This window comes from Vagococcus hydrophili, from assembly GCF_011304195.1.
In the GTDB taxonomy this organism is placed as follows: Bacteria; Bacillota; Bacilli; order Lactobacillales; family Vagococcaceae; genus Vagococcus; species Vagococcus hydrophili.
In genome coordinates this window covers 1,344,690-1,371,144 of record NZ_CP049887.1, presented here as the reverse complement: position 1 = coordinate 1,371,144, position 26,455 = coordinate 1,344,690, and the positions used below count along the sequence as shown (strand labels likewise).

Annotated in this window: 24 protein-coding genes; 7 read left to right on the top strand and 17 right to left on the bottom strand. The window is 34.0% G+C overall.

Annotated features, from left to right (window positions below):
* Positions 1 to 9: 9 nt before the first annotated feature.
* Positions 10 to 1,008: an acrylyl-CoA reductase family protein gene (locus G7082_RS06945; protein WP_166034393.1), complete on the bottom strand. Its 999-nt coding sequence runs from the start codon at positions 1,006 to 1,008 to the stop codon at positions 10 to 12.
* 193 nt (positions 1,009 to 1,201) lie between these two features.
* Here G7082_RS06945 and G7082_RS06940 point away from each other — a divergent pair, with 193 nt between their 5' ends.
* From G7082_RS06940 to ispE, 6 genes are all read left to right on the top strand, one after another.
* A complete protein-coding gene (locus G7082_RS06940) occupies positions 1,202 to 1,744 on the top strand; it encodes a helix-turn-helix domain-containing protein (protein WP_166034392.1) in 543 nt (180 codons plus the stop codon).
* A 13-nt stretch (positions 1,745 to 1,757) separates the two neighbouring features.
* Positions 1,758 to 2,846, top strand: coding sequence for an ABC transporter ATP-binding protein (locus tag G7082_RS06935; RefSeq protein ID WP_166034391.1), 1,089 nt, complete (start codon positions 1,758 to 1,760; stop codon positions 2,844 to 2,846).
* Between the two features lie 13 nt (positions 2,847 to 2,859).
* The gene (locus tag G7082_RS06930; protein ID WP_166034390.1) at positions 2,860 to 3,672 is read left to right on the top strand and encodes an ABC transporter permease; all 813 of its coding nucleotides are present in this window, start codon (positions 2,860 to 2,862) and stop codon (positions 3,670 to 3,672) included.
* A complete protein-coding gene (locus tag G7082_RS06925; RefSeq protein ID WP_166034389.1) occupies positions 3,669 to 4,490 on the top strand; it encodes an ABC transporter permease in 822 nt (273 codons plus the stop codon). Before G7082_RS06930 ends, G7082_RS06925 begins: the two co-directional genes overlap by 4 nt.
* 11 nt (positions 4,491 to 4,501) lie before the next feature.
* Complete coding sequence (locus G7082_RS06920) at positions 4,502 to 5,575, top strand: ABC transporter substrate-binding protein (RefSeq protein WP_166034388.1); 1,074 nt, start codon at positions 4,502 to 4,504, stop codon at positions 5,573 to 5,575.
* Positions 5,576 to 5,941: 366 nt separating this feature from the next.
* A complete protein-coding gene (ispE, locus tag G7082_RS06915) occupies positions 5,942 to 6,799 on the top strand; it encodes a 4-(cytidine 5'-diphospho)-2-C-methyl-D-erythritol kinase (RefSeq protein WP_166034387.1) in 858 nt (285 codons plus the stop codon).
* 41 nt (positions 6,800 to 6,840) lie between these two features.
* On the opposite strand, the gene G7082_RS06910 is transcribed toward ispE, so the two are convergent.
* From G7082_RS06910 to G7082_RS06875, 8 genes are all read right to left on the bottom strand, one after another.
* Positions 6,841 to 8,607 (bottom strand): carboxypeptidase-like regulatory domain-containing protein, encoded by a 1,767-nt coding sequence (locus G7082_RS06910; RefSeq protein WP_166034386.1) that lies wholly within the window; start codon positions 8,605 to 8,607, stop codon positions 6,841 to 6,843.
* Positions 8,604 to 9,689: a hypothetical protein gene (locus G7082_RS06905; protein WP_166034385.1), complete on the bottom strand. Its 1,086-nt coding sequence runs from the start codon at positions 9,687 to 9,689 to the stop codon at positions 8,604 to 8,606. The genes G7082_RS06910 and G7082_RS06905 overlap by 4 nt, the downstream gene beginning before the upstream one ends.
* A 173-nt stretch (positions 9,690 to 9,862) precedes the next feature.
* Positions 9,863 to 10,582: a WxL domain-containing protein gene (locus tag G7082_RS06900; RefSeq protein ID WP_166034384.1), complete on the bottom strand. Its 720-nt coding sequence runs from the start codon at positions 10,580 to 10,582 to the stop codon at positions 9,863 to 9,865.
* 519 nt (positions 10,583 to 11,101) lie between these two features.
* Positions 11,102 to 11,332, bottom strand: a complete 231-nt coding sequence (locus G7082_RS06895) for a hypothetical protein (RefSeq protein WP_166034383.1) — start codon at positions 11,330 to 11,332, stop codon at positions 11,102 to 11,104.
* A 3-nt stretch (positions 11,333 to 11,335) separates the two neighbouring features.
* The gene (locus G7082_RS06890; protein WP_166034382.1) at positions 11,336 to 11,659 is read right to left on the bottom strand and encodes a hypothetical protein; all 324 of its coding nucleotides are present in this window, start codon (positions 11,657 to 11,659) and stop codon (positions 11,336 to 11,338) included.
* Positions 11,660 to 11,683: 24 nt separating this feature from the next.
* Positions 11,684 to 12,745 (bottom strand): WxLIP family cell surface protein, encoded by a 1,062-nt coding sequence (locus G7082_RS06885; protein WP_166034381.1) that lies wholly within the window; start codon positions 12,743 to 12,745, stop codon positions 11,684 to 11,686.
* Positions 12,732 to 13,385, bottom strand: coding sequence for a hypothetical protein (locus tag G7082_RS06880; RefSeq protein WP_166034380.1), 654 nt, complete (start codon positions 13,383 to 13,385; stop codon positions 12,732 to 12,734). Before G7082_RS06880 ends, G7082_RS06885 begins: the two co-directional genes overlap by 14 nt.
* Before the next feature lie 107 nt (positions 13,386 to 13,492).
* Positions 13,493 to 14,104 (bottom strand): WxL domain-containing protein, encoded by a 612-nt coding sequence (locus G7082_RS06875; protein WP_166034379.1) that lies wholly within the window; start codon positions 14,102 to 14,104, stop codon positions 13,493 to 13,495.
* A 234-nt stretch (positions 14,105 to 14,338) separates the two neighbouring features.
* On the opposite strand from G7082_RS06875, the gene G7082_RS06870 reads away from it, so the two are divergent.
* Positions 14,339 to 15,442 carry a WxLIP family cell surface protein gene (locus tag G7082_RS06870; RefSeq protein ID WP_166034378.1) on the top strand — a complete coding sequence of 368 codons (1,104 nt, stop codon included), beginning with the start codon at positions 14,339 to 14,341 and terminating at the stop codon, positions 15,440 to 15,442.
* Positions 15,443 to 15,586: 144 nt separating this feature from the next.
* Here the strand turns inward: G7082_RS06870 and G7082_RS06865 are convergent, their stop codons facing one another.
* From G7082_RS06865 to G7082_RS06830, 8 genes are all read right to left on the bottom strand, one after another.
* Complete coding sequence (locus G7082_RS06865; RefSeq protein ID WP_166034377.1) at positions 15,587 to 18,430, bottom strand: hypothetical protein; 2,844 nt, start codon at positions 18,428 to 18,430, stop codon at positions 15,587 to 15,589.
* Positions 18,431 to 18,682: 252 nt separating this feature from the next.
* Complete coding sequence (locus G7082_RS06860) at positions 18,683 to 21,523, bottom strand: carboxypeptidase-like regulatory domain-containing protein (RefSeq protein WP_166034376.1); 2,841 nt, start codon at positions 21,521 to 21,523, stop codon at positions 18,683 to 18,685.
* A 222-nt stretch (positions 21,524 to 21,745) separates the two neighbouring features.
* Positions 21,746 to 22,381: a signal peptidase I gene (gene lepB, locus G7082_RS06855; RefSeq protein WP_166034375.1), complete on the bottom strand. Its 636-nt coding sequence runs from the start codon at positions 22,379 to 22,381 to the stop codon at positions 21,746 to 21,748.
* Positions 22,382 to 22,397: 16 nt separating this feature from the next.
* Complete coding sequence (locus G7082_RS06850; RefSeq protein WP_166034374.1) at positions 22,398 to 23,063, bottom strand: hypothetical protein; 666 nt, start codon at positions 23,061 to 23,063, stop codon at positions 22,398 to 22,400.
* Positions 23,064 to 23,094: 31 nt separating this feature from the next.
* Positions 23,095 to 24,177, bottom strand: coding sequence for a WxLIP family cell surface protein (locus G7082_RS06845; protein ID WP_166034373.1), 1,083 nt, complete (start codon positions 24,175 to 24,177; stop codon positions 23,095 to 23,097).
* Between the two features lie 158 nt (positions 24,178 to 24,335).
* Positions 24,336 to 25,217 (bottom strand): WxL domain-containing protein, encoded by an 882-nt coding sequence (locus tag G7082_RS06840; protein ID WP_166034372.1) that lies wholly within the window; start codon positions 25,215 to 25,217, stop codon positions 24,336 to 24,338.
* Between the two features lie 77 nt (positions 25,218 to 25,294).
* Complete coding sequence (locus G7082_RS06835) at positions 25,295 to 26,083, bottom strand: WxL domain-containing protein (RefSeq protein WP_166034371.1); 789 nt, start codon at positions 26,081 to 26,083, stop codon at positions 25,295 to 25,297.
* Complete coding sequence (locus G7082_RS06830; RefSeq protein WP_166034370.1) at positions 26,080 to 26,412, bottom strand: LPXTG cell wall anchor domain-containing protein; 333 nt, start codon at positions 26,410 to 26,412, stop codon at positions 26,080 to 26,082. Before G7082_RS06830 ends, G7082_RS06835 begins: the two co-directional genes overlap by 4 nt.
* Between the last annotated feature and the right edge of the window lie 43 nt (positions 26,413 to 26,455).

Genomic DNA, 26,455 nt, shown 5'->3' with positions numbered 1-26,455 from the left:
GGTTAATTTTTATAAAAAGGTAATCACTGTTCGACCTGAATGAGTTCCTTCCAATACTTTGGTAATTATTTTTTCACTATCTTTAAACAGAACTTCTTTTGCTCCGATTTTTTTAAGTAACTCCTTATCTATACATTTTGCCATTCTCTCCCAAATAGCTTCTTTGATGTCATTAGTTAATTGTACAGAATCAATTCCAATCATTGTCACACCTCTTAAAATAAAGGGCAGAACGGTTGTTTCAAATTTGATACCACTCGCATTTCCGCATAAAGCAATACTACCTCCATAACTAATTTGAGGTAAAATGGCACCTAAAGTTTCTCCTCCAATCGTATCAATCACAGAATCAAAGTTTTGTTTTTGAAGAGGCTTAATTTTTTCTTGAGTAAATTCATCTAAACCAATCACACAAGTTGCCCCGATTTCTAGTAAAAACGCTTCATTTTTCTTTCTTGAAAGAGCCGTAATATTTTTATAGCCCAAACTTTTTAGCATGGCAATCGCTAAACTACCAACCCCACCAGTTGCCCCTGTTACTAAAATATGGGCTGATTTATCTGATAAACCGTGACGTTCTAATTGGTTGATTGCCTCCATCGCGGTTAATCCTGCTGTTCCTATTACTGCGCCTTCTTTTGCACTTAATTCCTTAGGCAAAGCAATTGGCCACTCACTTGGAACACGTAGATATTCACTAAAACCACCAGTATGGCTCACCCCAAACGCATTCCCTGTAAGAACAACCTGATCCCCTACTTTAAACGTGCTGTCTTCGCAAGAAACTACTTCTCCAACAGCGTCCACACCAGGAATCATGGGGTAATTTCTAACAACTCCGCCATTTTTTATTGTTGCTAGGCCATCTTTAAAATTAATTGCTGAGTATAGGGTCTTAATTACGGTATTTCCACTTGATAAGTTTGATAAATCACAATCAGTAATACAAGCTGATACATGTTCATTTTCTTCTGTCACCACTAAGGCTTTAAATCCGTTAACTGTCATTTAATCTCCTCTTTTCTTCTACTTTTTAACTTCTCTAATTATACCTTATTTTTAATGGAATTCTTACACCAAAACAATTGAAATATCCTTAATATTCTTGTATAATTCCGTTGTTAGTAAACTACATGTTTAATTATATTAAACTTTTGTGCTTTGAAGTTTAGTAATTATAAACTTTGAAACGAGGAAAATAATGAATATTGGAAATAAAATTAAAAATTTGAGAATTCAAAAGAGTTTAACTCAAGAAGAACTGGGAGAACGTACCGATTTAAGCAAAGGTTATATCTCTCAGCTTGAAAGAAATTTAAGCTCCCCCTCAATGGAAACTTTCTTTTCTATTTTAGAAGTGTTAGGCATCTCACCAAAAGATTTTTTTGATGAGAAAGAACAAATCCAGCAAGTGGTTTACCAAAGTGAGGATTACACCGTTTATTATGAAGAAGAAAAAGGTTACGAGATTAAGTGGCTCGTTCCCGATTCTAATGAACAGGAGATGGAACCGATTATTTTGTCTCTTGATGAAACAGGAGAATACAAAGAATTCGAACCTTCCCTATCCGATACATTTGCTTATGTTTTAGAAGGTAGTGTGTGTATCAAAATCGGGAATGACCATTACTATGCCAACAAAGGAGAAAGCATTTATTACCAAGCTTTAAAGAAACATCAGATTACCAATCATTATGACGGCGTTAGTCGTTTATTATTAGTCGCAACCAATTCATATTTATAAAAGGGGTGTAACAATGAGTCATACAATTATTCGTTTTGATAATGTGGTCAAAGAATATGATGAAACAGTGGTTTTAAAAGAGGTTAGTTTTGAGATAGAACAAGGGAAATTCTATACCTTACTCGGACCTTCCGGATGTGGGAAAACAACGATTTTAAGATTAATTGCAGGTTTTTCTGAGCCAACTAGTGGGGATATCTACTTTGATGGTAAAAAAATTAACACGGTTCCCGCCAATAAACGAAAAGTGAACACTGTTTTTCAAGATTACGCCTTATTCCCACACATGAATGTCTTTGATAATGTGGCATTTGGCTTAAAAATCAAAAAATTACCTAAGCAAGAGATTGAAGTTAAAGTGAAAGATGCCCTTCGTATGGTGCAACTTTCAGGCTTTGAAGAGCGTCAAATTAGTGAAATGTCAGGTGGGCAACGACAACGTGTGGCCATTGCTCGCGCTTTAGTCAATGAACCAGATATTTTACTTCTTGATGAACCGTTATCTGCTCTTGATTTAAAACTTAGAACAGCCATGCAATCAGAGTTACGTGATTTACAAAAAAGATTAGGAATTACTTTTATTTTTGTGACTCATGATCAAGAAGAAGCTCTTGCTATGAGTGATGAAATTTTCGTTTTAAATGAAGGTAATATCGAACAAAGTGGAACTCCTGGGGATATTTATGATGAACCAATTAACCGTTTTGTGGCAAATTTCATTGGCGAAAGTAACATCGTTGATGGCGTCATGAGAGAAGACAACTTAGTGGAATTTGTGGGCAAATCCTTTGAATGTGTGGATAGCGGGATGCGCAAAAATGAACCTGTGGAAATCATGATTAGACCGGAAGATTTAAGCATTGTTCCTATTGAAAAAGGCAAACTTGTCGCCACTGTAGACACAATTCTCTTTAGAGGGGTTCATTATGAAATTTTCTGTGTGGATAAAGAAGGAAACGCGTGGACGGTTCACTCAACCAAACGCAGTCAAGAAGGACAAGAAATTGGGATTTATTTTGAACCAGAAGATATTCACGTGATGCGTTTTGGAGAATCTGAAGAAGATTTCGACGCAAGACTTGAAAGCTATGACGAAGATTAGGGGGAAATGTTAGATGGCTATTAATAAAAAATTCTATACGATTCCTTATGTTATCTGGTTGCTTTTATTCGTTATCGCTCCTGTTCTTTTGATTTTTTATCAATCTTTCTTTGATGCCAGCGGTGCCTTTACATTAGGTAACTACAAACAATATTTAACCAGTGGCACTTATTTAAGAATGACCTTTAATTCGGTTTTTTATGCTTTTATTATTACGTTCTTTACCCTTTTAATTAGTTATCCAACGGCTTATTTATTAAATCAAACGAAACATAAACAACTTTGGCTAATGCTAATTATTTTACCAACATGGATTAATTTATTGCTGAAAGCTTATGCCTTTATTGGAATTTTCAGTATTAATGGCAATATTAATCACTTTTTAGAAATGATTGGGATTGGTTCCAAACAAATCCTGTTTACTGATTTTAGTTTTATTTTTGTGGCAACTTATATTGAGATTCCTTTTATGATTATGCCTATTTTTAATGCCTTAGAAGAAATCAATCCTTCTCTTCTTTCAGCAAGTCGAGATCTAGGGGCAAATGGGTTTGAAACCTTCAGACGTGTCATTTTCCCACTGTCTCTTAACGGGGTAAAAAGTGGGGTTCAAGCGGTCTTTATTCCCTCTTTAAGTTTGTTCATGTTAACTCGCTTAATTGGTGGAAATCGCGTAATTACGCTAGGAACTGCCATTGAGCAACATTTCTTAGTCACTCAAAACTGGGGCATGGGGTCAACGATTGGGGTTATCTTGATTATTACGATGTTTATCATCATGTTCTTAACAGGAGAAAAGAAAAAAGGAGGTAAAAAGAAAAAATGACAAACAATAAATTTAAATGGTCACATCTCTATTTAGTGGCGGTCTTTATCCTTCTTTATATCCCAATTTTCTATCTAATTTATTATTCTTTTAATGCTGGTGGAAACATGACTAAATTTACAGGCTTCACCTTGGAACATTATCAAGCTGTCTTTGAGGATATCCGTCTAATTGGTATTGTGGTTAATACGTTTTTACTTGCCTTCTTATCTGCTTTAATTGCCACAACCATTGGAACACTAGGAGCTATGGGGATTCACTACACGAAAAAACGTGGCATGCGAAACATGATTTTAAGTTTGAATACTATTTTAATGGTTTCACCTGATGTAATTATCGGAGCAAGTTTCTTGATTCTCTTCACATTTTTAGGCACGTGGTTTGGCTTTAAATTAGGCTTTATGTCTGTTTTACTTTCACATATCGCTTTTAGTATTCCAATTGTTGTTCTGATGGTGTTACCTAAAATTCAAGAGATGAATGAATCTTTAATTGACGCCGCTCGTGATTTAGGAGCTAATAGTTGGCAAGTCTTGCGCCAAGTAATCTTACCTTATATCACACCAGGTATTATCGCTGGTTATTTTATGGCTTTCACCTATTCATTAGATGATTTTGCGGTTACCTTCTTTGTCACAGGAAATGGCTTCAGCACTCTTTCTCTTGAGATTTACTCCCGAGCAAGACAAGGAATTAGTTTAGAAATCAATGCCTTAAGTACTCTACTCTTCCTATTCTCGATGATTTTAGTCATTGGTTATTACTTTATTAGTAAAGAAAATACACCGAAAAAAAATCGTAAGAAAACCACACATTAAGGAGGCTAGTTATGAAAAAATTAAATTCACTTGTTATTGGTATCATTTTAATCATTGCTTGCCTTGCTTTGACAGCCTTTAATTTAGAAAAAAAATCTGGAAAATCTGGAGCAAAAGTTTTAACGATTTATAACTGGGGCGATTACATTGACCCTGATCTTTTAAAGAAATTTGAAAAAGAGTATGGTTATAAAGTGATTTATGAAACCTTTGATTCGAATGAGGCCATGATTACTAAAGTTGAACAAGGTGGAACCGCCTATGACATTGCGATTCCTAGTGAGTACATGATTCAAAAAATGATGAAACAAAATCTCTTACTTAAACTAGATCATTCAAAAATTAAAGGATTGGATAACATAGATTCACAATTTTTAGATCTTGAGTTTGATGAAAAAAACCACTATTCAATCCCCTATTTTTGGGGAACTTTAGGAATTATCTACAACGATAAATTTGTCAAAAAAGAAGATATGCAGCATTGGGATGACTTATGGCGCCCTGAGCTAAAAAACAATGTCATGTTAATTGATGGAGCTCGTGAAGTGATTGGACTTTCTCTCAATAGTAACGGACATTCTCTAAACAGTAAAAAAGACGCTGAATTAGAAGAAACTTCAAAAAAATTAACTACCTTAACAGGCAACGTCAAAGCCATTGTCGCAGATGAAATTAAAATGTATATGATTAATGAAGAAAGTGCTGCTGCCGTTACTTTTTCTGGTGAAGCTCGTGAAATGCTAGATAATAATGAGCATCTGCACTACGTTATCCCAGAAGAAGGCTCTAATTTATGGTTTGATAATATTGTGATTCCAAAAACCGCCAAAAATGTAGACGGCGCCTACGATTTTATCAACTTCATGCTAGAACCCGAAAACGCAGCCGCCAACTCAGAATACATCGGCTACTCAACACCAAACAAAAAAGCCAAAGAAATATTACCAAAAGAATTAACAGAAGATAAACAGTTCTACCCTGACGAAGAAACAATGAAAAACCTAGAAGTCTACGAAGACCTAGGCTCAAAATACCTAGAAATCTACAACGACCGCTTTTTAGAATTTAAAATGTATAGGAAATAAAAGGATGATAAAAAAGGCGTTTAGCTCTGAGTAACTGGAGGAACTTAAAAATAATTCACGCTTTTCGAATTAATTTTAAGTTGTGAAGTTACCGAAAGAGCTGCCTTTTTTATCCCGACTACAATAGGTGATAAAAAAGGCCTTCTGCTCCAAGTAACTGGAGGAACTTAAAAATAATTCACGCTTTTCGAATTAATTTTACTTTCTGAAGTTACCTTTTTTACCCCACTTATCTACACTAAAAAAGAGAGACAGACATTTTAATTAGTGTTCGTCTCTTCTTTTTGTTAACAATGATTTAAAAGTCTTTTTTTTTAATGTATAATTAGAGTAACTATTCATTTACGTAGATAAGGAGATGACGCTATGGAAATCATCGAAAAAGCACCTGCAAAAATCAACCTCGGCTTAGATGTTTTATACAAACGAGACGATGGTTACCACGAACTTGAAATGGTCATGGCCAGTATCGATTTATCAGATCGTTTAACCTTTAAACGACTTCCAAAAAACGAAATTATTATTGAAACAAATAGTGGTTTTTTACCAACAGACCGTAAAAACAATATTTTTCAAGCCATTGAAGCGATGCAAAAAACGTATCAATTCGACGGTGGCGTTCACGCTATTCTACAAAAAAACATTCCAGTTGCCGCAGGTTTAGGTGGTGGTAGTAGTGATGCTGCTGCTACTTTTAGAGGAGTTAATCGTTTATTCGATTTAAATGCCAATCTAGATGATTTAACTCGTCTAGCAATTCCAATCGGCACTGATATCCCTTTTTGCTTACAAGGTGAAACTGCCCTTGTTACAGGTCTAGGCGAAATTGTCACACCCTTAAAAAACCCGATTCCACAATGTTGGGTTGTTCTAGTTAAACCTAAAATAAGCGTCTCAACTCCTCGTGTTTTCTCAAAAATTGAGGTTGATTCTTTAAGCCACCCAGATATTTCATCACTCAAATCAAGCATTGAAATGGGCGATTATCAATCGATGACACAACATTTAGGTAACTCTCTAGAAGATTATACAACTAGAAAATTTCCTGTGGTACAACATATTAAAGACAAGATGATTCAATTTGGTGCAGATGCTGCAGTAATGAGTGGAAGTGGACCAACTGTGATTGGTTTATGTGACAAAAAAACGCGTGCTCTTCATGTGGCAAACTCCCTCAAAGGATTTTGTCAGGAAGTTTATGTTGTGAGAACGTTAAATAAATAGAAATAGACTGTGATTCCTAAATGAAATCACAGTCTATTTTTTTATGGCTTCGGACTATCTTCTAAACTCCAAATGAGTTCACCCTCGTAATCACCATTACTATTACCAATTTCTTGTTTAAGTGTCATCCCACTCTTACCAGACCCTCTAACATCCACTTTACTTAAAGACATCATCTCCGGTTTTTGTTCCATGATTTTTTTTCCATACTTATCAATCACTGTTTCTTTTCCTGCTGAATCAAAGTAAACCAATTGCCCAATAAATTCTTCTTGAGTCTTCTTGTTTTTAATTCCTTGTGGTAAAGAAACCTGTAAATTCCAGTTGTCATTAAGAAGAGTATTAATCACTGAAACGTCTGATTCTGAAGTACTTACTAACTTGTAAGACTCTTGTTTTTGACTCGTTTCAATTTTTCCAAAATCAAGATTCGGAGCACTCGCAAATTTCATTTGTCCCGTGTAATTATAGACTAATTGAAAATTTTGATCAGGAACGACAGAGGTCTTAAGCTCATTTCCATTCACAATTACCTTATAATCTTTTACTTTTACTTCCCCGTATCCAGTATAGTTAAGCGTCATTTTTTTATCCGTTATCATCTGATTCACAATCGTTTCTAGATCATCACCAATTTTAACTTTTTCGATTTTCGAATTATCTACTTTAGCATTATTCGTTAAATCAATATAAATAGGTGTGATTGTCCCACTATAAACTTGATTTGGATTCATCTCAACTTCTGCTGGCACTAAAGTAACACGAATAACTTTCGTATAAGATTTCACTTTAACTGTTATTGGATAGGTCTTCTTAGGTTCCCAGTTATGTCCTGAAAAATTAATTCCTAATTTAGAAGGAATATTCGTGATATCGATTAAATTTTGTCCTGTAATCTCAAAACCTCTCAAATTACCATATTCCTCAGAAATCATTAATTGACGTTTTCCTGCATCATTCGCAGAAACCCAGGTATCAAAATCAATTTCAAAATCTTTCCCTGTAATGAAACCGTCTGTAATTACTTCGGGTGGTTCATGAACAATGACTGGTGCTTTAATAATGGTGTAGTTACCTGCTAAGTCTGAAAGTTTCACTTCGACTTCATAAGTTCCCACTTCTGACACCATTTTCTGACGATCTTCTAAACTTGTCACATATTCATAGATTAATTGATTGGTCGGTGTGGTTTCATCTTTAGAGTTAAGAACCGCATACTTAGGATCAGTTAAATTAGTCATGTCCCCTTTTTTAGCTTTAATCAACCGAGGATCACCTGTTGGCGGAACTTTGTCTTCAATCAAGACAGGAACTATTTTACTAATCCGTTTATCCTGATCTATCATGCTCAACTGCCCATATGTACCACCACTGACTGAAGTGATATCTAAATTATTAAATCGCCAATTACCATTACTGTCTGTTACTGTTGTATATTTTCGACCCGCTAATTCAAATAAAACGGCCGCGCCTGGTGCTGCTTGACCAACTAAAGAGCCATCTGGTAAATAATAATCGGTGCTCCCGTAAAAACTTGTGGCATTATTTTTTAAAACTACCGTATTTCCAACCTGAAACTCTTCATCTGGAATAATAATCGGTAATTTTATATCATTAGAAATCCGACTGTAGTTATTAATTGTAAAACGATTCGCTAAATCATTATTACTAGACATCGCTTTAGGATTCCCTGAATTGGTAAACCCTCGAATCATCATCCAATCCACATCTTGCCAAATGTCATTTGGGTTTCCAATTCCCTTACGACTTTTATCCCAAACCGCAATATTAGAATTCTTAATGTTCAAATTACTTCCCCACGATTGGCCCAACTATAGAAAAATTGACCTGTTCCAAAGAAGCGAATATCAAATATTTTGGGATTATCTACATTAATATCTAAAGAATACGTAAAAATTGTTCCGTAATTCGTATTAGTTATCGCTGTGGATAGTGTTTTAAACGTCGAACCTGGTCGAATATTAATTTCGGCTTGCCCACTTGCTGTTCCTGCCCCATAATCATACCTTGAAGCTGTCGTTCTAAGAGTTGTTCCGATAGCCTCAGTATCTAAACTACCATCCAAATTAATCACAGCAAAGTTTGCAATGTTATTAGCGTAAGCACGACTATTAGAGGTTGTATTGTTATCATTTTTTAGTTTTACTTTGGCATTTTTATTTATATTTAGTATCCGTTGCCCTGGACCTCTAAAATTCTCATAACCATCAAAGCTGAGGTTTAACCCTCCATTTCCTTGACTCCAATCATTCGGTTCCCCATTGGCTGAGGTGTAGCCATAAAAATCAGTATTTTCTGGGTCCTCTTCATTTAAAGGGTTTCCATAAAAATCCATGTTTTTGGCTCTCACGTTAAACTGATCGTTATTCAACGTTACTTTCCCTTTAAAAACGACTTTACTTTGTTTCCCTTTATAAAAGCCACCCTGACTGGTATGAGATATATCCTGAACCGTTGTGACTAAATTAGTATTGGCACTATTATTAACAGATATGACACCAATAATACTACCGTGAGAACCTAACCCTCTCGTATCTCCACCGGTGATGACACCATTTTTAAGCCCAAAACGTAGATTATCTGAACGATTCAAGTAAAATTTACCTACATTTCCTGAATCACTTGCACCTGTTCCAAGCATTAAATTCTTACCATTTAAATTCAACTCTTTATTTCCAACAACATCAATTCTTTGATCTAAATAGATATCATTAGAAAGAATTACTTCATCATCGGCCGTTTTCGTTAATGCTGTGACTAAATCATTTTTAGTGCTTACCCATGAAGCTGCGTCAGTATCGATTGACGTTGCTGTCATTAAAAAAATGAACCCAATCAACAAAGTTAAAGGATATAAGACTCTTTTCATAGTTCCACACCTCTCTCTACTTAAATTAGTATTTTTTAACCTCTCGTTATATTAATTATACACCTTTTACGAACAAAAAGAAATAGAAAAAGGTCTAGAAAAGTTGTTTTCTAGACCTTTTATACTAACTAGACATCATAACTACTTGAACGTTTTACCGTTCATAAACGAACTTATTTTTGAGCTGCTAAAGTCCAAGTGATAGTACCATCGTATGTTCCAGCTTCGCTAGCGTTACCTGAAGCTACGTTAAAGTCAACATCACCTAAATTAGTGAATACACCATGTGGATCTGTTACATCAGTATTTGTTGATTCTAAGAATTTAACCGCTGTTCCAGCTGCATCTAAAGAGAATTTTGGTTGTAATGTATATTTAGTTGCGTCTGCTTTAGCTGCATCTGCTTTAATTGCAGCAGGAGCGTAATCTTGAACCCCATTAGGTTTTGTTACTAATTCACCAATATCATATTGTTGTAATTCAGATGTTTTAAAATCCATTGTTCCAGCTAAAGTTTTAGTTCCTTCTTTAACTTCAGATAATTGACCTGTTAAAGTCCATGGACTAGAAATAGCTTCTTTTTTATCATTTTTACGATCATCGTTAACTGAGATAAATTGTTTTGCTTTTTCTGGGTGTTTGTTTTTTAAGTTTAAAGAACCTGTTGTTGTGTCCCCTTCAAACTTAAAGATTGTTGGTTTGTGAACAATTGCAAGTTTATCTTTAAAAGGACCTGTTCCTGGTTCGTGACCATCATCTTTATTTAATTTAACTTCCACTTTTGAAGTTTCTACTGATTTACCATCTTTATCCTCTACTGCTAAAGCTGTTGGTGCTGCGATTGAAAGTACTAAACCTGATAAAAGAGCTGCGGCTAAAATATTTTTTTTCATTTTAAAACTTCCCTTCTTTTTTATTATTTATTTTTAACCAAAGTAACCAGTAGTCCGTACATAACTGTTGTTTTATACAAACAAGCTACTGTAATTAAATAGAAAACATTAGAGATCCAATACATAATAACTATATCACTACAAATCCCATGATAAACGTATGTACTAATCTCTACAAATACATATTAACATACTCTCGTATTAAAATCTAATTTTTTTAATAATATTTGTTAAAATAATTCATATAATATCCTTTTTTTTAAAATAACTAGCTTAATTTTTTCACATATTAATTAATCATATTAATTGTTATTTTTTGTACACAAAAAGACATTCTAAGCATAAAAAACCCTACCTTCTTTTGTTTTAACAGTATAAAAGTCATAATTTCATCATTTTGATTAATAACACATTTTTTAATCTTTATATTCATTAACACTACATTAATCAAAATTAAAATAACAAAAAAAGCTAAAAATGAATTGAACCCCTCATTTCTAGCTTTAGACTACTTTGTTTTTATAACTTACTAAATACTTCAATCTGATGTCTGATATCTTGGAGTAAATAAAAGCCAATACCTATATTAGCTAATCCAATAATTAAGACCGCCACATTGAGTAAAATATGTGCTTTTTTCTTCTTTAATTTTTTAATTAACGTCGAACTTGTTGCAATTGTCATAATAAAGTAGATAAAAGCAACTAAAGCAAACGTTCCTGCGACAATAATCCATAAATAATCTTTCATTTCTTAATAATCCCACCTAACATCAATTTTAGTCGCTCGATTCATCAACATCCCTAGTATAAAAATCAAAAAGCATAAGCCAATAATAATATACATGAACGACGCTACTATTTCTCCTGTTTGAGGGAGAAATCTAACTGGTTTTGCTTTTTCAGGGGTATAAATTGATTCTTTCGGCTTAGTTGGTTTTGGTTCTGAGTCTTTGGTCTTCTTCAAGATAACTTCTGCTTGAGTTTTGTGATCATCATTAGCAGATACTAGACTAGGTACTGCTAGACTTAAGGAAATAAATAAAAGGACAAGGCAACTTAGCTTAAAAAGCTTCATACAACACTACCTCCTATTCTTTTTTTATTTTGTTTTCACTTTCTTTCTACTTTTACGTTTTTTATTTGTTTTTAGTTCTTCAACCCATTTTTTATTTCTGACAAAAATAGTACCACATAAAACAAGTAATAATGCATTTAATACCACGATTAAAATAATCATTTTAGTTGGTGTTCCTACAGAAAAGGCTGCTTCATTATTTAATTTCTTAGCATCTTCCCCACGGATTTTAAAATCTTTTTTAAGCTCAAAACTCTCAAAGTCATTACTTCCAGTAAAGTAGAAGGTGTACTCGCCTGTTTCAAAATTACTCAAGCCCCAAGGAATGGTATACATTACTTTAGAGTTTGGTGCAAAAGAAAAGTTATCGATATTTTTTTCTTTAATTCTTTTCTTATCACCCTTTTTAGTCACATAAGATCTAACTTTTAAATTTTCAATGGTTTTAGGTGTTGGATTAACAATCTCACCTTGAACTAACTTACTTCCGTTAACCACGTTTGGTTCGATTTCACCGTTTAACTCTAATTTATCTCCGTCATTAAAAGGTTTTCCTGACTCAGCAGTAATGACACCCACGGCATATTGATACTCTTGGTTAATCCCCTTGGCATCTTTTTCTTTTTTCTTCTTAACAAGAATACGACCCATTTTTAATCCATCATAAGATTTTTCTGGCGGTGTTAACTCAAAATTAACAATTTTTTCTTCCCCAGCTTTCACTTTAACTTCTTTAGTTTTTGGTTGTAGTATTTCTGTCATCGGATTAACTAAAGACTCATGGATTTTTTTGATATCATCCGTATAGTCAATATTACCATTCGTTGTTGAAATAGCATTCTCAATGACTAACTCAAGAGTCACTGGTTTGTCACTGGTATTTAAAAGTGACATCTCTAACTTCTGCTTCACACCTGGTTCGGTTTGTAAGTAGTAGTAGCCTCGATTTTGCTCAATTTGAGTACTTGGGAAAATCGGTCGAACCTCATAACCAATCCCTTTTTCTGCTGCTTGACTTGTCACTGAAAATGAAAAAATGACAGCTAACGCAAAAAATAGTTTAATTAAATAATTAAATTTTTTCATGAAAGTTAAATTCTCCTTTATTATCTAGAATTATTCTGTCATTGGCATATATTTCAAAAAAATATTGTTTATTATCTTCGAAAACCTCACCGTCCAACTTCGACTTAGCTTTCTTATCTAACTGATTTATTCGGTTATTTAAACTGTCTTGAGCAAGATCTTCTGTTTCAAAAGCTTTACTCGTATAAACAACTTCACCTTCATCAAATTTTACAGCTGATCCAAAAAGAACACTGGATACATAAACTGACGCTGCAATAATGAGTAAAGATAAAACTGTTAGTATCAAATAAACAGACCAAAATATATTAGCTATCACACAGATGATCCCGACAAACACAATATTAATGACAATAAGACCCAATAACACTTTATTTTTAGTATACTCTATTGTTTTATAAATATATAGAGATAAAATACTACTAATTGATGTTAATAAGAAGAATTCAATTAATATAAAGGATAATTGCTCTGCTCTGTAATTTGTAAACTCTAAAATTTTCACGATATAAGAACTACCTGGTGTTATTAAATCAGTAACTTCCGCAAAAATTGGATAAGCTTGATAGTAGTACACACCCCAGATAACAGCTAAAACAACTATTATCGCAAGTTCTTTTCCTATTTTTTTTATTTTCAAAATAAAATCACGGCTTCCCTTCTTAGTAAAGTCCACAATACTTAATTAATGAGAAAAAGAAAAAACAGAAAAACACTTATTTCTATTTTTTCTCCTCAATCATTTTATTATGGTGTTGGTGCATCTTCTATCATATAAATCAGTTCCGCGCTATAGGCGCCAACTTTTTGTCCTGCAGGTACATTTAATTGGATACGGTTGTTACCTGAGTAAGACATCGTCCATTCACCGTAGCCTTTACCTTTTTCAGCTACCGCAATTTTTGTTGGAACGTTATCATCATTAACAATCGTCCCTTTTAAATCATCTAAGAATGAATCTTGTGCTCCTACTGTCACAGGTGCCTTTGTGCTCGCATCTCCACCTGTTGTCGTTGTCGGTGTCACAATCGGATAAAACAAACGGGTTCCGTTAGCTTCATCAGTACCAGATTTAAATTTGTCTAATTTTACTTTTAAGGTCCATCCTGGGCGGTTTCCACTAAATTCGGTCACTTTGACTCTTGTATCCTCTTTAGTTTTAGCATTGATATCGGATGGTAGTAGGGTATGATCACCAAATCTAAGAAGTTCTGCTTCCACTTTAATCGTTCCATTTTCATTTTCTGTTATTTGAAATTCAGCTTTTTTCTGGCTGGAATCTTGTTGTGCCGCATCAACACTCATACCGCTAATGGTTAAAAAACTTAACATTCCAATCAAAAATGTTACTTTTTTCATTTTACTCCCCCTTACTATATATTTATTCACTATTCATTATATCATTAAGTCTCATTTTTGAAAAGAAGCATCCATTTTTAGGCATCTTTGACTCATTAAGTTCTACTTGTTTTTTTATTGCACCTATTTGAGTTATTATAGCTAAAACTTATCTTTTTTAAATCATTGATATTCACCTAGCAGTCCTATATTATAGAGGTATATTACCATTCCTGAACCAAGAAAGGACTAGACATGTGTAAATTAAGAAAAATAATACTCGTTGCTCTTTTAATGTTTATCACATTACAATTTCACTCAACAACTGTCTCCGCCGATTCAGAAAATATGAATTTTTCCATAAGTGTTACACCACCAGCTAATCAGTTCAAAAAAGATGTGACTTATTTTGATATGATGGTCAAACCTTCTGAAAAGCAGAAATTAGAAGTGAATGTTAGTAACACCGGGAAAACGGAAAAGAAAATCCGAGTAACCCCTACTAACGCCATTACCAACGCTAATGGATTGGTAGATTATTCTAAGCAAAAGAAAGATTATAAATACGATGAATCACTAAAAATACAATTCACTTCATTGGTTTCAAACCCTCAAAGCATTACAGTGAAGCCTGGTAAAACAGAAACCCTAATTTTTGATTTTGAAGCCCCAGCTGAAAGCTTTGACGGGATTATCTTAGGTGGTTTTGTTGCTGATTTGGACGATGAAGGTAAAACAGAGAAAAAAGAAGAAAATATTAGTTTTGTTAATAAATTTCAATTAGTCAAAGCAGTGGTTCTTAGAAGCTCTGAAAAAGAAGTGGAACCTGTATTAAAAATTAATGATGTCAAACCAGCACTTGTCACTTACCGAACAGCAGTTGTGGCTAACCTTCAAAATACAACACCTATTCTCTTAGGCAAAGTCAATGTAGACGCACAAATTACTAAAAAGGGTTCAACAGACGTCTTAAAATCTGAAAAACGAGATAACGTTGAATTTGCGCCTAATTCAAATTTCAACTTTCCAATTATGTGGGACAACACACCACTTGAAGCTGGTAAGTACACCCTAAAAATGACGGTGACTGCCAATAAAAAGGACTTTAAATTTGAAGAAGATTTTACTATTTCAAAAGAAGATAGCTATAATATTAATAATAAAGCAGTGGATTTAAAAGAAGAGCCTAAAGATAACACTCTTTGGTATGTGTTATCTGGTGCCTTTGTCCTTATTATTTTAATTTTAGTCTTTGTGATTGTTAGAGAAAAAACGAAGAAGAAGAAAAAAAAGAAAAGTAGCTCTTCAAAAAAGTCTTCAAGTAAGAAAAAATCTGGATCTAAGAAAAAGAAAAAATAAAAGATAACCTGAAACGTCATTTTGCTGATTGACGTTTCAGGTTATCTTTTTTATTGAAGCATAACGACTTTTATCTCACGCTTTATTAACAGTGTTACAAAAGCAGCTTCTTCGGAAATAAATCTAAACGCTTTTGTAACAACCTTATTTTGGACCGTCTTCTAATGTCCAGACTAATTCTCCGCTGTAGTCGTTTCTTGTGTTCCCTATGTGTTGTTCTAAGCGCATTCCTGAGGTTTGGTTTCCTCTAATATCAATCGTACTTAAAGATTTGTCCGTTGATTTTTGAGAAATTAATTCAGCACCCGACTTATTAATCGAATGTCTGACACCCGCACTGTCGATATAAAGTAACTCACCTAAGAACTCTTCCCCAGATTGTTTGTTCGTAATTCCTTTTGGTAGTGACGCTTTTAGGGTCCAACCATAATCTAAGAAGGTATTAATGATGGACACTTGATCTTGAGACGTCGTTGCTAACTTGCTAATTTGATCATCTTTACTCACTTCAATTTTACCAAAATTAAGATCTGGTGCTTTATCAAATTTCATCTGACCTTGATATTGATAAATCAATTGAAAGGCTTGATCTGGTACTTTCGTTGTCGCAACCACATTATTATTCACTTTAACAACAAAGTCTTTCACGCTCACTTGATTATAACCTGCATAATTTAATTTAATTTTTCCGGTTGCAATTAGATTATTCACAACCTCTTCTAGAGAATCACCAATTTTCACTTCGTATTCTTTCCCATTGTCCACTGGTTGATTAGCAGATAAATCTTGATAAATTGGTTTGTCTGTTCCTGAGTAAATCTGCTTAACGTTCATTTTCACAGCTGCAGGAATTAGCGTGACATTCACTGTTTTTGTATATGACATGACTTTTACTTGAATCGGATAAGTTTTCTTAGGTTCCCATGTGCGACCAGAAAAATCGATGGTCATTTTTGCTAAGATATTTGAGACATCCGTTACTGTGTTTCCTTGAATTTCATACCCTTTTAAGTTCCCGTATTCTTCTGACAACATAATGCTGCGTTTCTGAGCGTCTGTTGCTGATACCCATTTATCATAATCTATTTCAAAATCCTTAGCAGATGCAAAGCCATTTGTAATGACTTCTGTTGGGTTATGGACAATGACAGGAGCATCAACAATCGTGAAGTTCCCTGCAGCATCCGTCACCTTAATTTTTACATCATATTTCCCAACTTCTTTAAGCATTTTTTGGCGTTCTTCTAAGGTTGTGACATACTCAACTTTCAAGAGACTTTTTGCTGTCGTTTCATCTGAATAATCAACAAGTGATAACTTTGGATCATTTAAATTGTTCATATCATTTAGCTTAGCTTTAATTAATTTTGGTTCAGCTTTAGGCGGCGTTTTATCTTCTAACACCACATAGGCTGGATTACCGTAACGTTTATCTGCATCAACTAAGGTAATTGTAGCCGTTGAGCCACCACTAACTGTTGAGAGAGGTAAATTATTAAAGCTCCATTTACCGTTCTGATCTGCTGTTGTTGTGTAGTCTTTACCACCAACAATCATGGTCATTTTTGCTCCTGCTGCAACTTTATCGACTACTGTCCCATCAGGTAACACATACTCAGTTCGACCGCTGATACTCGTTTCGTTGTTTCCCACTACCTTTTTATCCGGAACGATTTGAGGTAGGGCAACGTCGTTTGAGATACGGCTGAAATCGTTGATATAGAACTTAGGCGCGATTTCTGCTGGGTTAGTTGTTGTTTTTTTTAGTAAACTTGCTTGACTATCACCATTATCAAATTTTAGAATTTCTATTAATTTTACATTTTGCCATAAATAGAGTGGGTTTCCAATTCCTTTTTCTTTTTTAGCCCAAACACCTACATCTGAATTGTAAATCCTAAAATTATTTTTATTTCGCTCAGGCCAACCATGGAAAAAACGACCATTACCAAAAGCTCGAATATCAAAAATTTTTGGATTATTAACATTAATATCCACTGAATATGTGTAAATCGTTCCATAAGTAGAATTCACATCAAAAGAAGAAATTTTAAAAATTGAACCTGGTTTAACATTTACTTCAGATTGATCGCTTGGTGTTCCCACTTGATTGTTATATCTAGCCGCTGTTGTTCTAAGTGGTGTTCCTTCTGCTTCTGCTATAAATTCACCATCTACGTTAATTTGAGCAAAATTACCAACATTATTAGAGTACTCCAAATTATACTTTTTTTGTTTATTAACTAACTTTACTTTAGCATTCTTTGGAACTTCTAAATTTTTAGTTGTTTTGCCTATTGCTGTAGCGTTATTATGGTCATAACCATCAAAACTTAAGTTGACTCCACCTTGCCCAATTGCCCAAGGATCTGTTGTACCTTCAAAGTCTACATATCCATAAAAATCAACATTTCCAGGATCATTTTCATTAAAAGGATTCCCAAACATTGTTATATTTAGAGCCCTTGCATTAAATTTAGTATTTTGAAGATACATCTTTCCCTTAAAAATTAAATCTGTACTATGACCTTTAAAAAAGCCATCACCATCATGCCGGATATTTTCCGCAGTTACTTTTAAATTATAGGCTTTATCTTCAGCAAAAATGACACCGGCATTGCTAGAATCAGCGCCTAAGCCATTCGTTGGTCCTCCTTGAATAGAACCATTTTTAATCGTAAAATCTGTGAAATTTTGTGTGTTTGTTAAATTAAATCCTCCTGAGCTAGCGAAAGCTCCTGTTTTTGCCAGAAGAATTTGATTATTCAAATCTAGAACCTTATTTGCTTTTATCGTAATTCGACTGTTTAAAATTATCGTACTACCTAATGTGACTGTGTCACTGCTTGGTAACTCTAAATACTGTTTTAACTGAGTCTCATTGTAAGCTGTATAATTGGCAGCTTTTGTACTTGTTGGAAGCCCTATAATAATTAGTAAAGAAAAAAAAGCACACAATATAAAGCCACGTTTAGCATTTATACGCATTCTAACTCCCCTTCCTTAGGTTATTTATTTTTATCATTCAACTTTTTAATTTTTATTACTCATTATATAACGTTTACTCTCCACATACAACAAATATGACTCATTAAAATTAAAACTCCTCATTTAATAAACAAATATTTTTTATTTATTTTTTAAATTCATTAGGTGAAGTTCCTTTTGTTGTTATTTAACAAAAATAAAGAACAAAAAAAGCCACAAAACGTAAATGTTTCATGACTTTTACTTATTAAATTACTCTTTTGGTCCATCTTCTAGACTCCAAATAAGTTCACCACTATACTCATCCTTGGTATTACCTATATGCTGTTCTAAACGCATACCTGAATTTTGATTCCCTCGAATATCAATGGTACTTAATGATTTATCGGTCTTCTTCTGAGAAGTCAAATTAGCACCCGAATCAGTAATCGCATGTTTCTCTCCGTCATTATCAAAATAGAGAAGTTGCCCTAAGAACTCTTCACCTGTTTGTTTATTAGTAATCCCTTTAGGTAAAGATGCCTTCAGTGTCCAACCATAATCTAAAAATGTGTTAATAATTGACACTTCATCCTGAGATTCACTCGATAACTTACTTATTTTATCTTTACTACTGATTTCGACGTTACCAAAGTCAAGAGTAGGAGCCTTAGCAAATTTCATTTGACCTTCATATTCATAAATTAATTGAAACCCTTGATCAGGAACTTTATCTGTTTCAATTAGTTGATTATTAATTTTCACTTTATAATCTTTTATTTTCACTTTATTGTATCCTGAATAATTCAATTGAAATTTCCCAGATTTGATCATCTCATCAACAATTGTTTCTAACGAGTCTCCAATTTTAACTTCAATTTCTTTTGAATTATCAATCGGCTTATCCTCGGATAGATTAGTAAAGATTGGTTTATCCGTTCCCTTATACACTTGTTTTACATTCATCTTTACAGCAGCTGGAACAAGCTTCACATTAATTGTTGTTTTAAATGTCCCTACTTTCACTGTAATCGGATATGTTTTCTTAGGTTCCCACTTATGACCAGAAAAATCGATAGTCATTTTATCTGGATTATCCGTTACTTCAGTGACTTTATCACCAGAAATTTCATATCCTTTCGTAGCACCATACTTTTCATCAATCATAATTTGACGTTTCTCAGCGTCTGTTCCCTTCGTCCATTTATCATAGTCAACTTCGAAGTCTTTTCCAGATGCAAAACCATTTGTCGTTGGTGGATTGGTCGGTTCATATACAATAACAGGCGCAGTTACAGTTGTTGAATTGCCTGCTTCATCTGTCACTTTAACTTTTACATCGTATTTACCGACTGCTTTAACCATCTCTTCACGTTCTTTTTGACTAGTCAGAAATTGGATATCAAACTTAGTACTGGTTTCGTCTGAATATGAAGCTAATGCATTGGTTACTGTTTTTAAATTATCAAAAATATTTAACTTTTCTTTAACTAGCTTAGGTACTACTTTTGGAGGAATTCTATCTTCAATTGTAATATAAGCAGCATCTCCGTACCTTTGATCGGCATCAACCATTGTAAAGGTTCCAGTAGAACCGCCTTTAACACTTGTTAAATCTAAATTATTAAGTGACCACTTTCCATTAGCATCCGTTGTTGTATTATATATTCCGCCACCATCAATCTTTAAAGTAACTTTAGCATTGGCAGCTGGTTTATCAATCACTCGTCCATCTGGTAAAACATATTTGGTGCCACCACTAATACTTTTCTCGTTGTTTCCTACTGTTTTTTTATCAGGAATGATACGAGGTAAGGCAACATCGTTTGAGATACGGCTGAATTCATTGATGTTAAATTTATCTGGAATATCTGGATTACTTGAGGATACTTTGTCAGTTAACTTATTCCCTTTCATTTTATAGTGAAAATCAAGAATAGTTGTAAATTTTACATCTTGCCATAAATATAACGGATTACCAATTCCTTTAGAACTCTCTGTCCAAACGCCTATATCGCTATTGTATATCCTAAAATTATTGTACGGTCTATTATTCCACCCATGAAAAAAAACGCCACTACCAAAATTTCGAATATCAAATACTTCTGCATTATTTACATTGATATCCACATTATAAGTATAAACAACTCCATGGGTATTTTTCTCATTAACTGTTGAAATCTTAAAAATCGAACCAGGATTTACGTTAATCTCTGATTGATCTGATTTAGTCCCTACTTCATTTCTATCAAATGCTGAGGTTGTTCTCAAAGACGACCCTTGCGCTTCAGCAATAAATTCTCCATCTATGCGCATCTCAGCAAAGTTCCCTACATTATTTCTATAAATTAAGTCTTTATCTGGTTTATCATTTTTTAACTCAACTTTTGCATTTTTAGAAACATATAAATTTTTAGTAGGCTTACCTATGCTTCTAGCAGAATTAATTTTGTATCCATCAAAAGAAAGATTTACTCCTCCTTTTCCCGTTGCACCTGGATTAGCACTACCTGGAGCATCCACATAACCATAAAAATCAGTGTTATTGGCGTCATTAGGATTAAGTGGGTTACCATACATTGTCATATTTAAGGCCCGTGCATTGAACACTTCGTTCTGCAAATCTATTTTTCCTTTAAAGACTATATCGCTGCTTCGACCATAGAAAAATCCTGGTCCATCATGTTTCATATTTTCTGCCGTAACCGTTAGATTATACGCACTAGCATCCGCAAAAATTAACCCTTGTAATTTTGCATCTAAACCTTCAGTTGGACCTCCTGTAACAAGTCCATTTTTGATTGTAAAATTAGTAAAACCTGTTGTATTTGTTAAATTAAAGCCGCCTGACCTACTAAATGACGATTCATTTGCAGTAAGCACCTGCTTATTCAAATCCAATACTTTATTTGATTTCACCGTAATTCTACTATTTAAACTAATTGGTCCACCTAATGTAACTGTATCGCTAGTGGGTAATTCTAAATACCTTTTCAAATCAGATTCAGAGTAGGCTGTATAATTCGCTGCTTCTGTACACTCTGGCTTAATCGTGATTATAAGTATGGAAAATAGGGCAATCAGAACCAATAAAAAAGTTGGTTGTTTCTTCATTCTCATCTTCTCCTTATATTTTTAATGCAATTATCATTTTTAACATATATATTTTAGTACAACACAGTACTATATATACTGATTTTGCTTATCAGTTAAGTATATACAAAATATAAGTTTAATTCAATGAATTATAGCTTTTTGTATTTTAATAAGAGGAGTATATGAACGTTAAAAAAACAAAAAAATCATGTTAACAAATTTCGTTAACATGATTCTCTCTTAATAATGATCAATTCTCTTAATCGGCAGTAAGGTCATCGGAACTTTTCCTTTGATATCATCCTTACTCACCAATCCATAATACCGACTATCTGTCGCATGAGGACGATTATCCCCTAAGACAAAATAATAGCCTTTTGGTATCTTATCCACTTGAAGGAGCTGATCACTTGATTCTCCTTCAGTAAATGTTTTTCCATCTTTATTATATGTATTGATTGTCTTGATTAAAAATTTTTCGTCCACTGGTTGTTCGTTCACATAAAGATAATCTTCCTTATAGCGAACACTCTCACCAGGTAAGCCAATCACACGAACAGCACCGTCTTTGTTACTACCTTCTAAAAAGACAACATCAAATCGATTGAGTTCTTTGAATCGTTTATTCACTAGAAGCATGTCATTCTTCTCAATCACTGGTGCCATTCCGTTTCCTGTCATCCGTTGGAAGGAATAAACATAAAAGAATATCATGGCTCCAATAAGCGTCCCTACGATTAAAGAAATTGCCAATTCTTTTATCACCAGAGTCACACGTGAATTCTTTTTCTTGCGTTTTTTACGTTTCTTTCCTTTAGAATGGACTACTCTTTTATGGCTCTTCTTTTTCTGGTTTTGTTTCTTCTTTTTTTTCATAGGATCAACCCTACTGTTAGACTTCCTTGGCTAAAGATTTTTCGTCCACTTTGTAGAATTTAAAGACTTCCGCCTGATAGGTTTTAGCCTTCTTAATATCTTTTCTGAAAGTTTCCAACATCTCTTTATTTTCAACGATTTCACTTGCTTGAGAGCTACCATTGACACCTAACTCTTTCACCACATTATAGTAGCGGTTAAGAACGATTTGTCCCTCTTCTTTGTTAAGGTGACTGGCTTTTAAGACACCGTAACTCGCCATTTTACCAGATAAACTTCTAATATTATCAACACTTTTTTCTTTATTCTCTGCTTTTTCTGCCTTTTGAAGTTCTTTATCAAAATCTTCTAATAAATAATAGGCAGAAACCACTGATTTACTATCTTTATCACTTAGATTGACCGCTTGGTAATAAGAGGTATAGCCTGACGCTGAGCCTAATCCTAAAGCTAGGATAAAGAACGTGATAAAAGCAATCAAACTTCTTTTCTTCACTTTTGCTAACTGCTTTAATTCTTTTCTTCTTGCTCTTTTCTTGGATTTACTTTTTACTTTTTCTGATGCAAGGTGTTTATACTTTTTCTTATATACCACAAACAAAGCAAGAAATGTCACCGATGATAATAAAGTTATCAGCGCACCAATGAAAGTTATTAAAAAGATCCATTCTAAATTTGTCATTCTATTTACCCCTATCACATACTCTATCTAGTTACTTCTTTTTACTTTTTGATTTTTTCTTACTTGATTTTGATTTCTTATTATTTTTTCTAAGAAGATGCACTGCAATAAAGATTAGAACAACAACTACAAAGAAGCCAACAACGATGAGGATAATCATCTTCCAGTTCAATCCTTTTTCTTGAACTAAACCGACATCACGCTCGTTAAATTTATCTGCGTCTTCTTGTGTGATTTTGAAATCTTTGGTCCATTCTTCTCTGATATCATTATCTGCTGTGACTAAAATTTTGGCGGTGTAATCGCCCGCTTTCATGGCTTCCCCGTTCATGTCAATTGGAAAATCAATCATGGTATTCGGTGCCATACGCATTTTAGCTTGTTTCTTTTCAAAGATAACTGTGTCTTTGCCTTTTTCAGCAATTTGAACTTCTGTGGTCATATTATTCAAGTAGGCCGCTTTGACGTTTGAATAGTTTACAAAAATCGTGTTTTTAAAGTTAGATTGTCCTGGTTTCACACTATTTAGTTTTAACTCAGGGACAACCACTTTATCTTCTTCTTGAAGTTGTAACCCAACCACATAGGCATATTCGTTAATAACAACTGAACCGCCGGCTTTTTTCTGATCTTCACCTTGACCGGCTTCAATCATTTGAATCCCACCAGAGATAACACCTTCATAACTTGTTTCAGGCATAGCTATTTTAAACTCAACGTTTTTTTCTTCACCTGGTTTTAATTCAACTTTATCAGGACCTTTGACCACATCTTTAAAATCATACTTTAAAGATTTATCATTTTTAATACTGTTGTTACCGTATTCGATAACCCCGTTTGTATTGGTTTTAGCTCCATTTAAGGAAATATTGACCGTCGTTTTTTCTGTACTCACATTTCCCATTTTGATAACTAAAGTTTGTTTTTGACTAGGTTTCATTTTTAAATGAAAGAACCCCACATCTTTACGCATTTGATTCTCTGGAAATTCTACGTTATAAGTAAATCCCGTTTTTCCTTGTGCGAAGGCTTGTTTGGGACTACTGATAAAAAACACACATAACAAAAATGAAACTATCATTACTACGATGGATTTTTTTGGTTTATTGATCATTTTTCTACCTCTTCAAGTCTTTCTTACTATTATAACATAAGTTATCCGTATATTTTTCACAGAAAATATACCTTTATAAAAACAAATTAGTAAGTTATGCGTTATAAATAACGACATAACTTACTAATTTTAATTACTCTCGGTTGAATAATTAAATATTATTCAGTTGCTCCAATAGTCCAAGTGATTTTAGCTGTGTAGTTACCTTTAGCCATGTTTGAAGCTGTTTTGTTAGGAATCATTAATTGGACAGATTTATCTGCTGAATCTTTTTCATCAGCACCAATCCCTGCAAATTTATCAGTTTTATCAAACGTTCCACTTTGTCCGTATTCAACTACAAAACGACCTTTACCTTCAGTAGCTGCTGCAGTCACAACTTCAACTGCTGCACCATTTAATCCATCTGTACCTTCAACTAATTTTAAATCACCAGTTTTGAAGGTTGTAGGTACTTTATTTTCATTAGTATCTTCTGCTTTCATAATACCATGATTAAGTAAGATTGTAGATCCAGCTAACATTTTGTTTTCAGCATTTTTAAATTGTTCTGACATGCTTGCTTTAACTGTATAACCAAATTGATCATTACGTACGTCTGCAAATTGGATAATAGCGCCACGTTTTACATCTTTAAGATCTTCTGGTTGATCTTTAGCTGCTACATTTTTTTTGTAATCATAATCTTTTGCATATTGGAAAACATCATTGGCTTGTGGTTCAATTTTTCCAAAATCAAAGTTTGGTACACGTTCAATTTTCATTGGACCTTTTTTAGTATTAACAACCATTTGATCTAATCCATTAGTTTTTCCTGGTTGTACTAAGTAACCACTAGTTTCAGGGTCAAGAGTTTTTTTAAGGTCATCACCAGTATCTTTTGCATTACCAATTTCTACTCTTCCGTCTGATTTGATTGTTTTTGCTGCTTCTGCTTCTGCCGCTTCTGATGCCTCGTCAGCTGATACGTAAACTCCTCCAACTGTTGATGCTGCTAATAATGCGATTAATGCTGCTGCGCTTTTTGTTGATAATTTCATTATTTTCTTCCTCCTATAAATATGTTCTTTTTATTTTTTAAAATCTAAACTTTTCGAGTCAGATTGTTAAAACAGGTTTATGGTAATTCGCCAAGAATCCAAGTGATTTTCGTTTGGTATTCCTTGGGTAAAACATTTGTTGATTCGGGGATGGATAGTGATACTGCGCTGTTACGATAGACCGGCTTATTATACGTCGCATCCATCAGCGGTTTTCCTTTGTCATCCTTTTCAGCTTTTAACGTTGCTTTCTGATTGTTGCTATTTTTATCAGATGCACCAAAGGCAATGGACCAGATACCTGTTCCCTCACCTGTTGCTGCACTGGCAACGTCGTAACTCTCCCCAATGTTGTTGATTTTGATGGTGTTTCTTGTTACCGTTGGTGTGCCTTTTTTAGATTGGTTGTTTGCCCAACCATTATCAAAGGATAGTACACCACCCGTTAACTCATCATATTCAGGTGTTTTGAATTGTTCTTCTTGTTTGACTTGTAATGTCCAACCACTTTTTTTCTCTCTGAAATCAGATATTTGAAGAAAGAATCCTCTCGCATCTGTTTCTTTATTCATGAAGTTTTGAGCCAAGCTATCGAATTCACGATTTTTCGGTCCAATCTTCACTTTTCCAAAATCAAGAGCTGAAACATAATCAAATCTTAAAGAACCTTCTGTCGCTCTCAGTTCCCCAGGATCAACTAACTTATCAGGATTCTCCGGATCAACGATTCCCGTTTTTCCAGAATCTTCCACTGTTACTCGACCATCAGTTACTGCGTCTGTTCCACCATCAGCAGAAACAGATGTTGCAGTTACTCCTAGTGACAGAAGCATAGCAAGTGGGACAATCATTACCTTTTTTTTCACGATTGCTCACCGCCCTGTTTTCTTTTTTTAGCAAGATAGACTAAACTTCCACCTATCAACATGACACCCATCAAACTACCTAGAGGAGAAGTACTTTCTCCCGTTTTAGGTAACATTTTTGCGAATGTTTTCGGCAATATTTTTGGTTCATCCTTCTCTTTTTCTTTAGATGGTTCAGTTTTTTCTACTTCGAAGGTGATTTTCCCTGGTGTTGTGATACTGCCACCACCATTGTCGCTAGCAAAAACTTGCTTGCTATTTAGGGTAAAAATCATCAAACAACTTAATAATATCGTACCAACAATCGCCATTTTTCTTTTCACTCTCACTATTTACCTCCCACCTACATACAACAAGGATGAATCATGTCTT

Excerpts from the sequence above, each read along its gene's own strand:
- G7082_RS06905 (WP_166034385.1), bottom strand. The coding sequence starts at position 9,689 with ATGAAAAGAGTCTTATATCCTTTAACTTTGTTGATTGGGTTCATTTTT.
- G7082_RS06930 (WP_166034390.1), top strand. The coding sequence starts at position 2,860 with ATGGCTATTAATAAAAAATTCTATACGATTCCTTATGTTATCTGGTTG.
- G7082_RS06875 (WP_166034379.1), bottom strand. The coding sequence starts at position 14,104 with ATGAAAAAAGTAACATTTTTGATTGGAATGTTAAGTTTTTTAACCATT.
- G7082_RS06935 (WP_166034391.1), top strand. The coding sequence starts at position 1,758 with ATGAGTCATACAATTATTCGTTTTGATAATGTGGTCAAAGAATATGAT.
- G7082_RS06860 (WP_166034376.1), bottom strand. The coding sequence starts at position 21,523 with ATGAAGAAACAACCAACTTTTTTATTGGTTCTGATTGCCCTATTTTCC.
- G7082_RS06900 (WP_166034384.1), bottom strand. The coding sequence starts at position 10,582 with ATGAAAAAAAATATTTTAGCCGCAGCTCTTTTATCAGGTTTAGTACTT.
- lepB (WP_166034375.1), bottom strand. The coding sequence starts at position 22,381 with ATGAAAAAAAAGAAGAAACAAAACCAGAAAAAGAAGAGCCATAAAAGA.
- G7082_RS06870 (WP_166034378.1), top strand. The coding sequence starts at position 14,339 with ATGTGTAAATTAAGAAAAATAATACTCGTTGCTCTTTTAATGTTTATC.
- ispE (WP_166034387.1), top strand. The coding sequence starts at position 5,942 with ATGGAAATCATCGAAAAAGCACCTGCAAAAATCAACCTCGGCTTAGAT.
- G7082_RS06865 (WP_166034377.1), bottom strand. The coding sequence starts at position 18,430 with ATGCGTATAAATGCTAAACGTGGCTTTATATTGTGTGCTTTTTTTTCT.
- G7082_RS06925 (WP_166034389.1), top strand. The coding sequence starts at position 3,669 with ATGACAAACAATAAATTTAAATGGTCACATCTCTATTTAGTGGCGGTC.
- G7082_RS06840 (WP_166034372.1), bottom strand. The coding sequence starts at position 25,217 with ATGAAATTATCAACAAAAAGCGCAGCAGCATTAATCGCATTATTAGCA.
- G7082_RS06845 (WP_166034373.1), bottom strand. The coding sequence starts at position 24,177 with ATGATCAATAAACCAAAAAAATCCATCGTAGTAATGATAGTTTCATTT.
- G7082_RS06885 (WP_166034381.1), bottom strand. The coding sequence starts at position 12,745 with ATGAAAAAATTTAATTATTTAATTAAACTATTTTTTGCGTTAGCTGTC.
- G7082_RS06940 (WP_166034392.1), top strand. The coding sequence starts at position 1,202 with ATGAATATTGGAAATAAAATTAAAAATTTGAGAATTCAAAAGAGTTTA.
- G7082_RS06895 (WP_166034383.1), bottom strand. The coding sequence starts at position 11,332 with ATGAAAGATTATTTATGGATTATTGTCGCAGGAACGTTTGCTTTAGTT.
- G7082_RS06945 (WP_166034393.1), bottom strand. The coding sequence starts at position 1,008 with ATGACAGTTAACGGATTTAAAGCCTTAGTGGTGACAGAAGAAAATGAA.
- G7082_RS06920 (WP_166034388.1), top strand. The coding sequence starts at position 4,502 with ATGAAAAAATTAAATTCACTTGTTATTGGTATCATTTTAATCATTGCT.
- G7082_RS06890 (WP_166034382.1), bottom strand. The coding sequence starts at position 11,659 with ATGAAGCTTTTTAAGCTAAGTTGCCTTGTCCTTTTATTTATTTCCTTA.
- G7082_RS06850 (WP_166034374.1), bottom strand. The coding sequence starts at position 23,063 with ATGACAAATTTAGAATGGATCTTTTTAATAACTTTCATTGGTGCGCTG.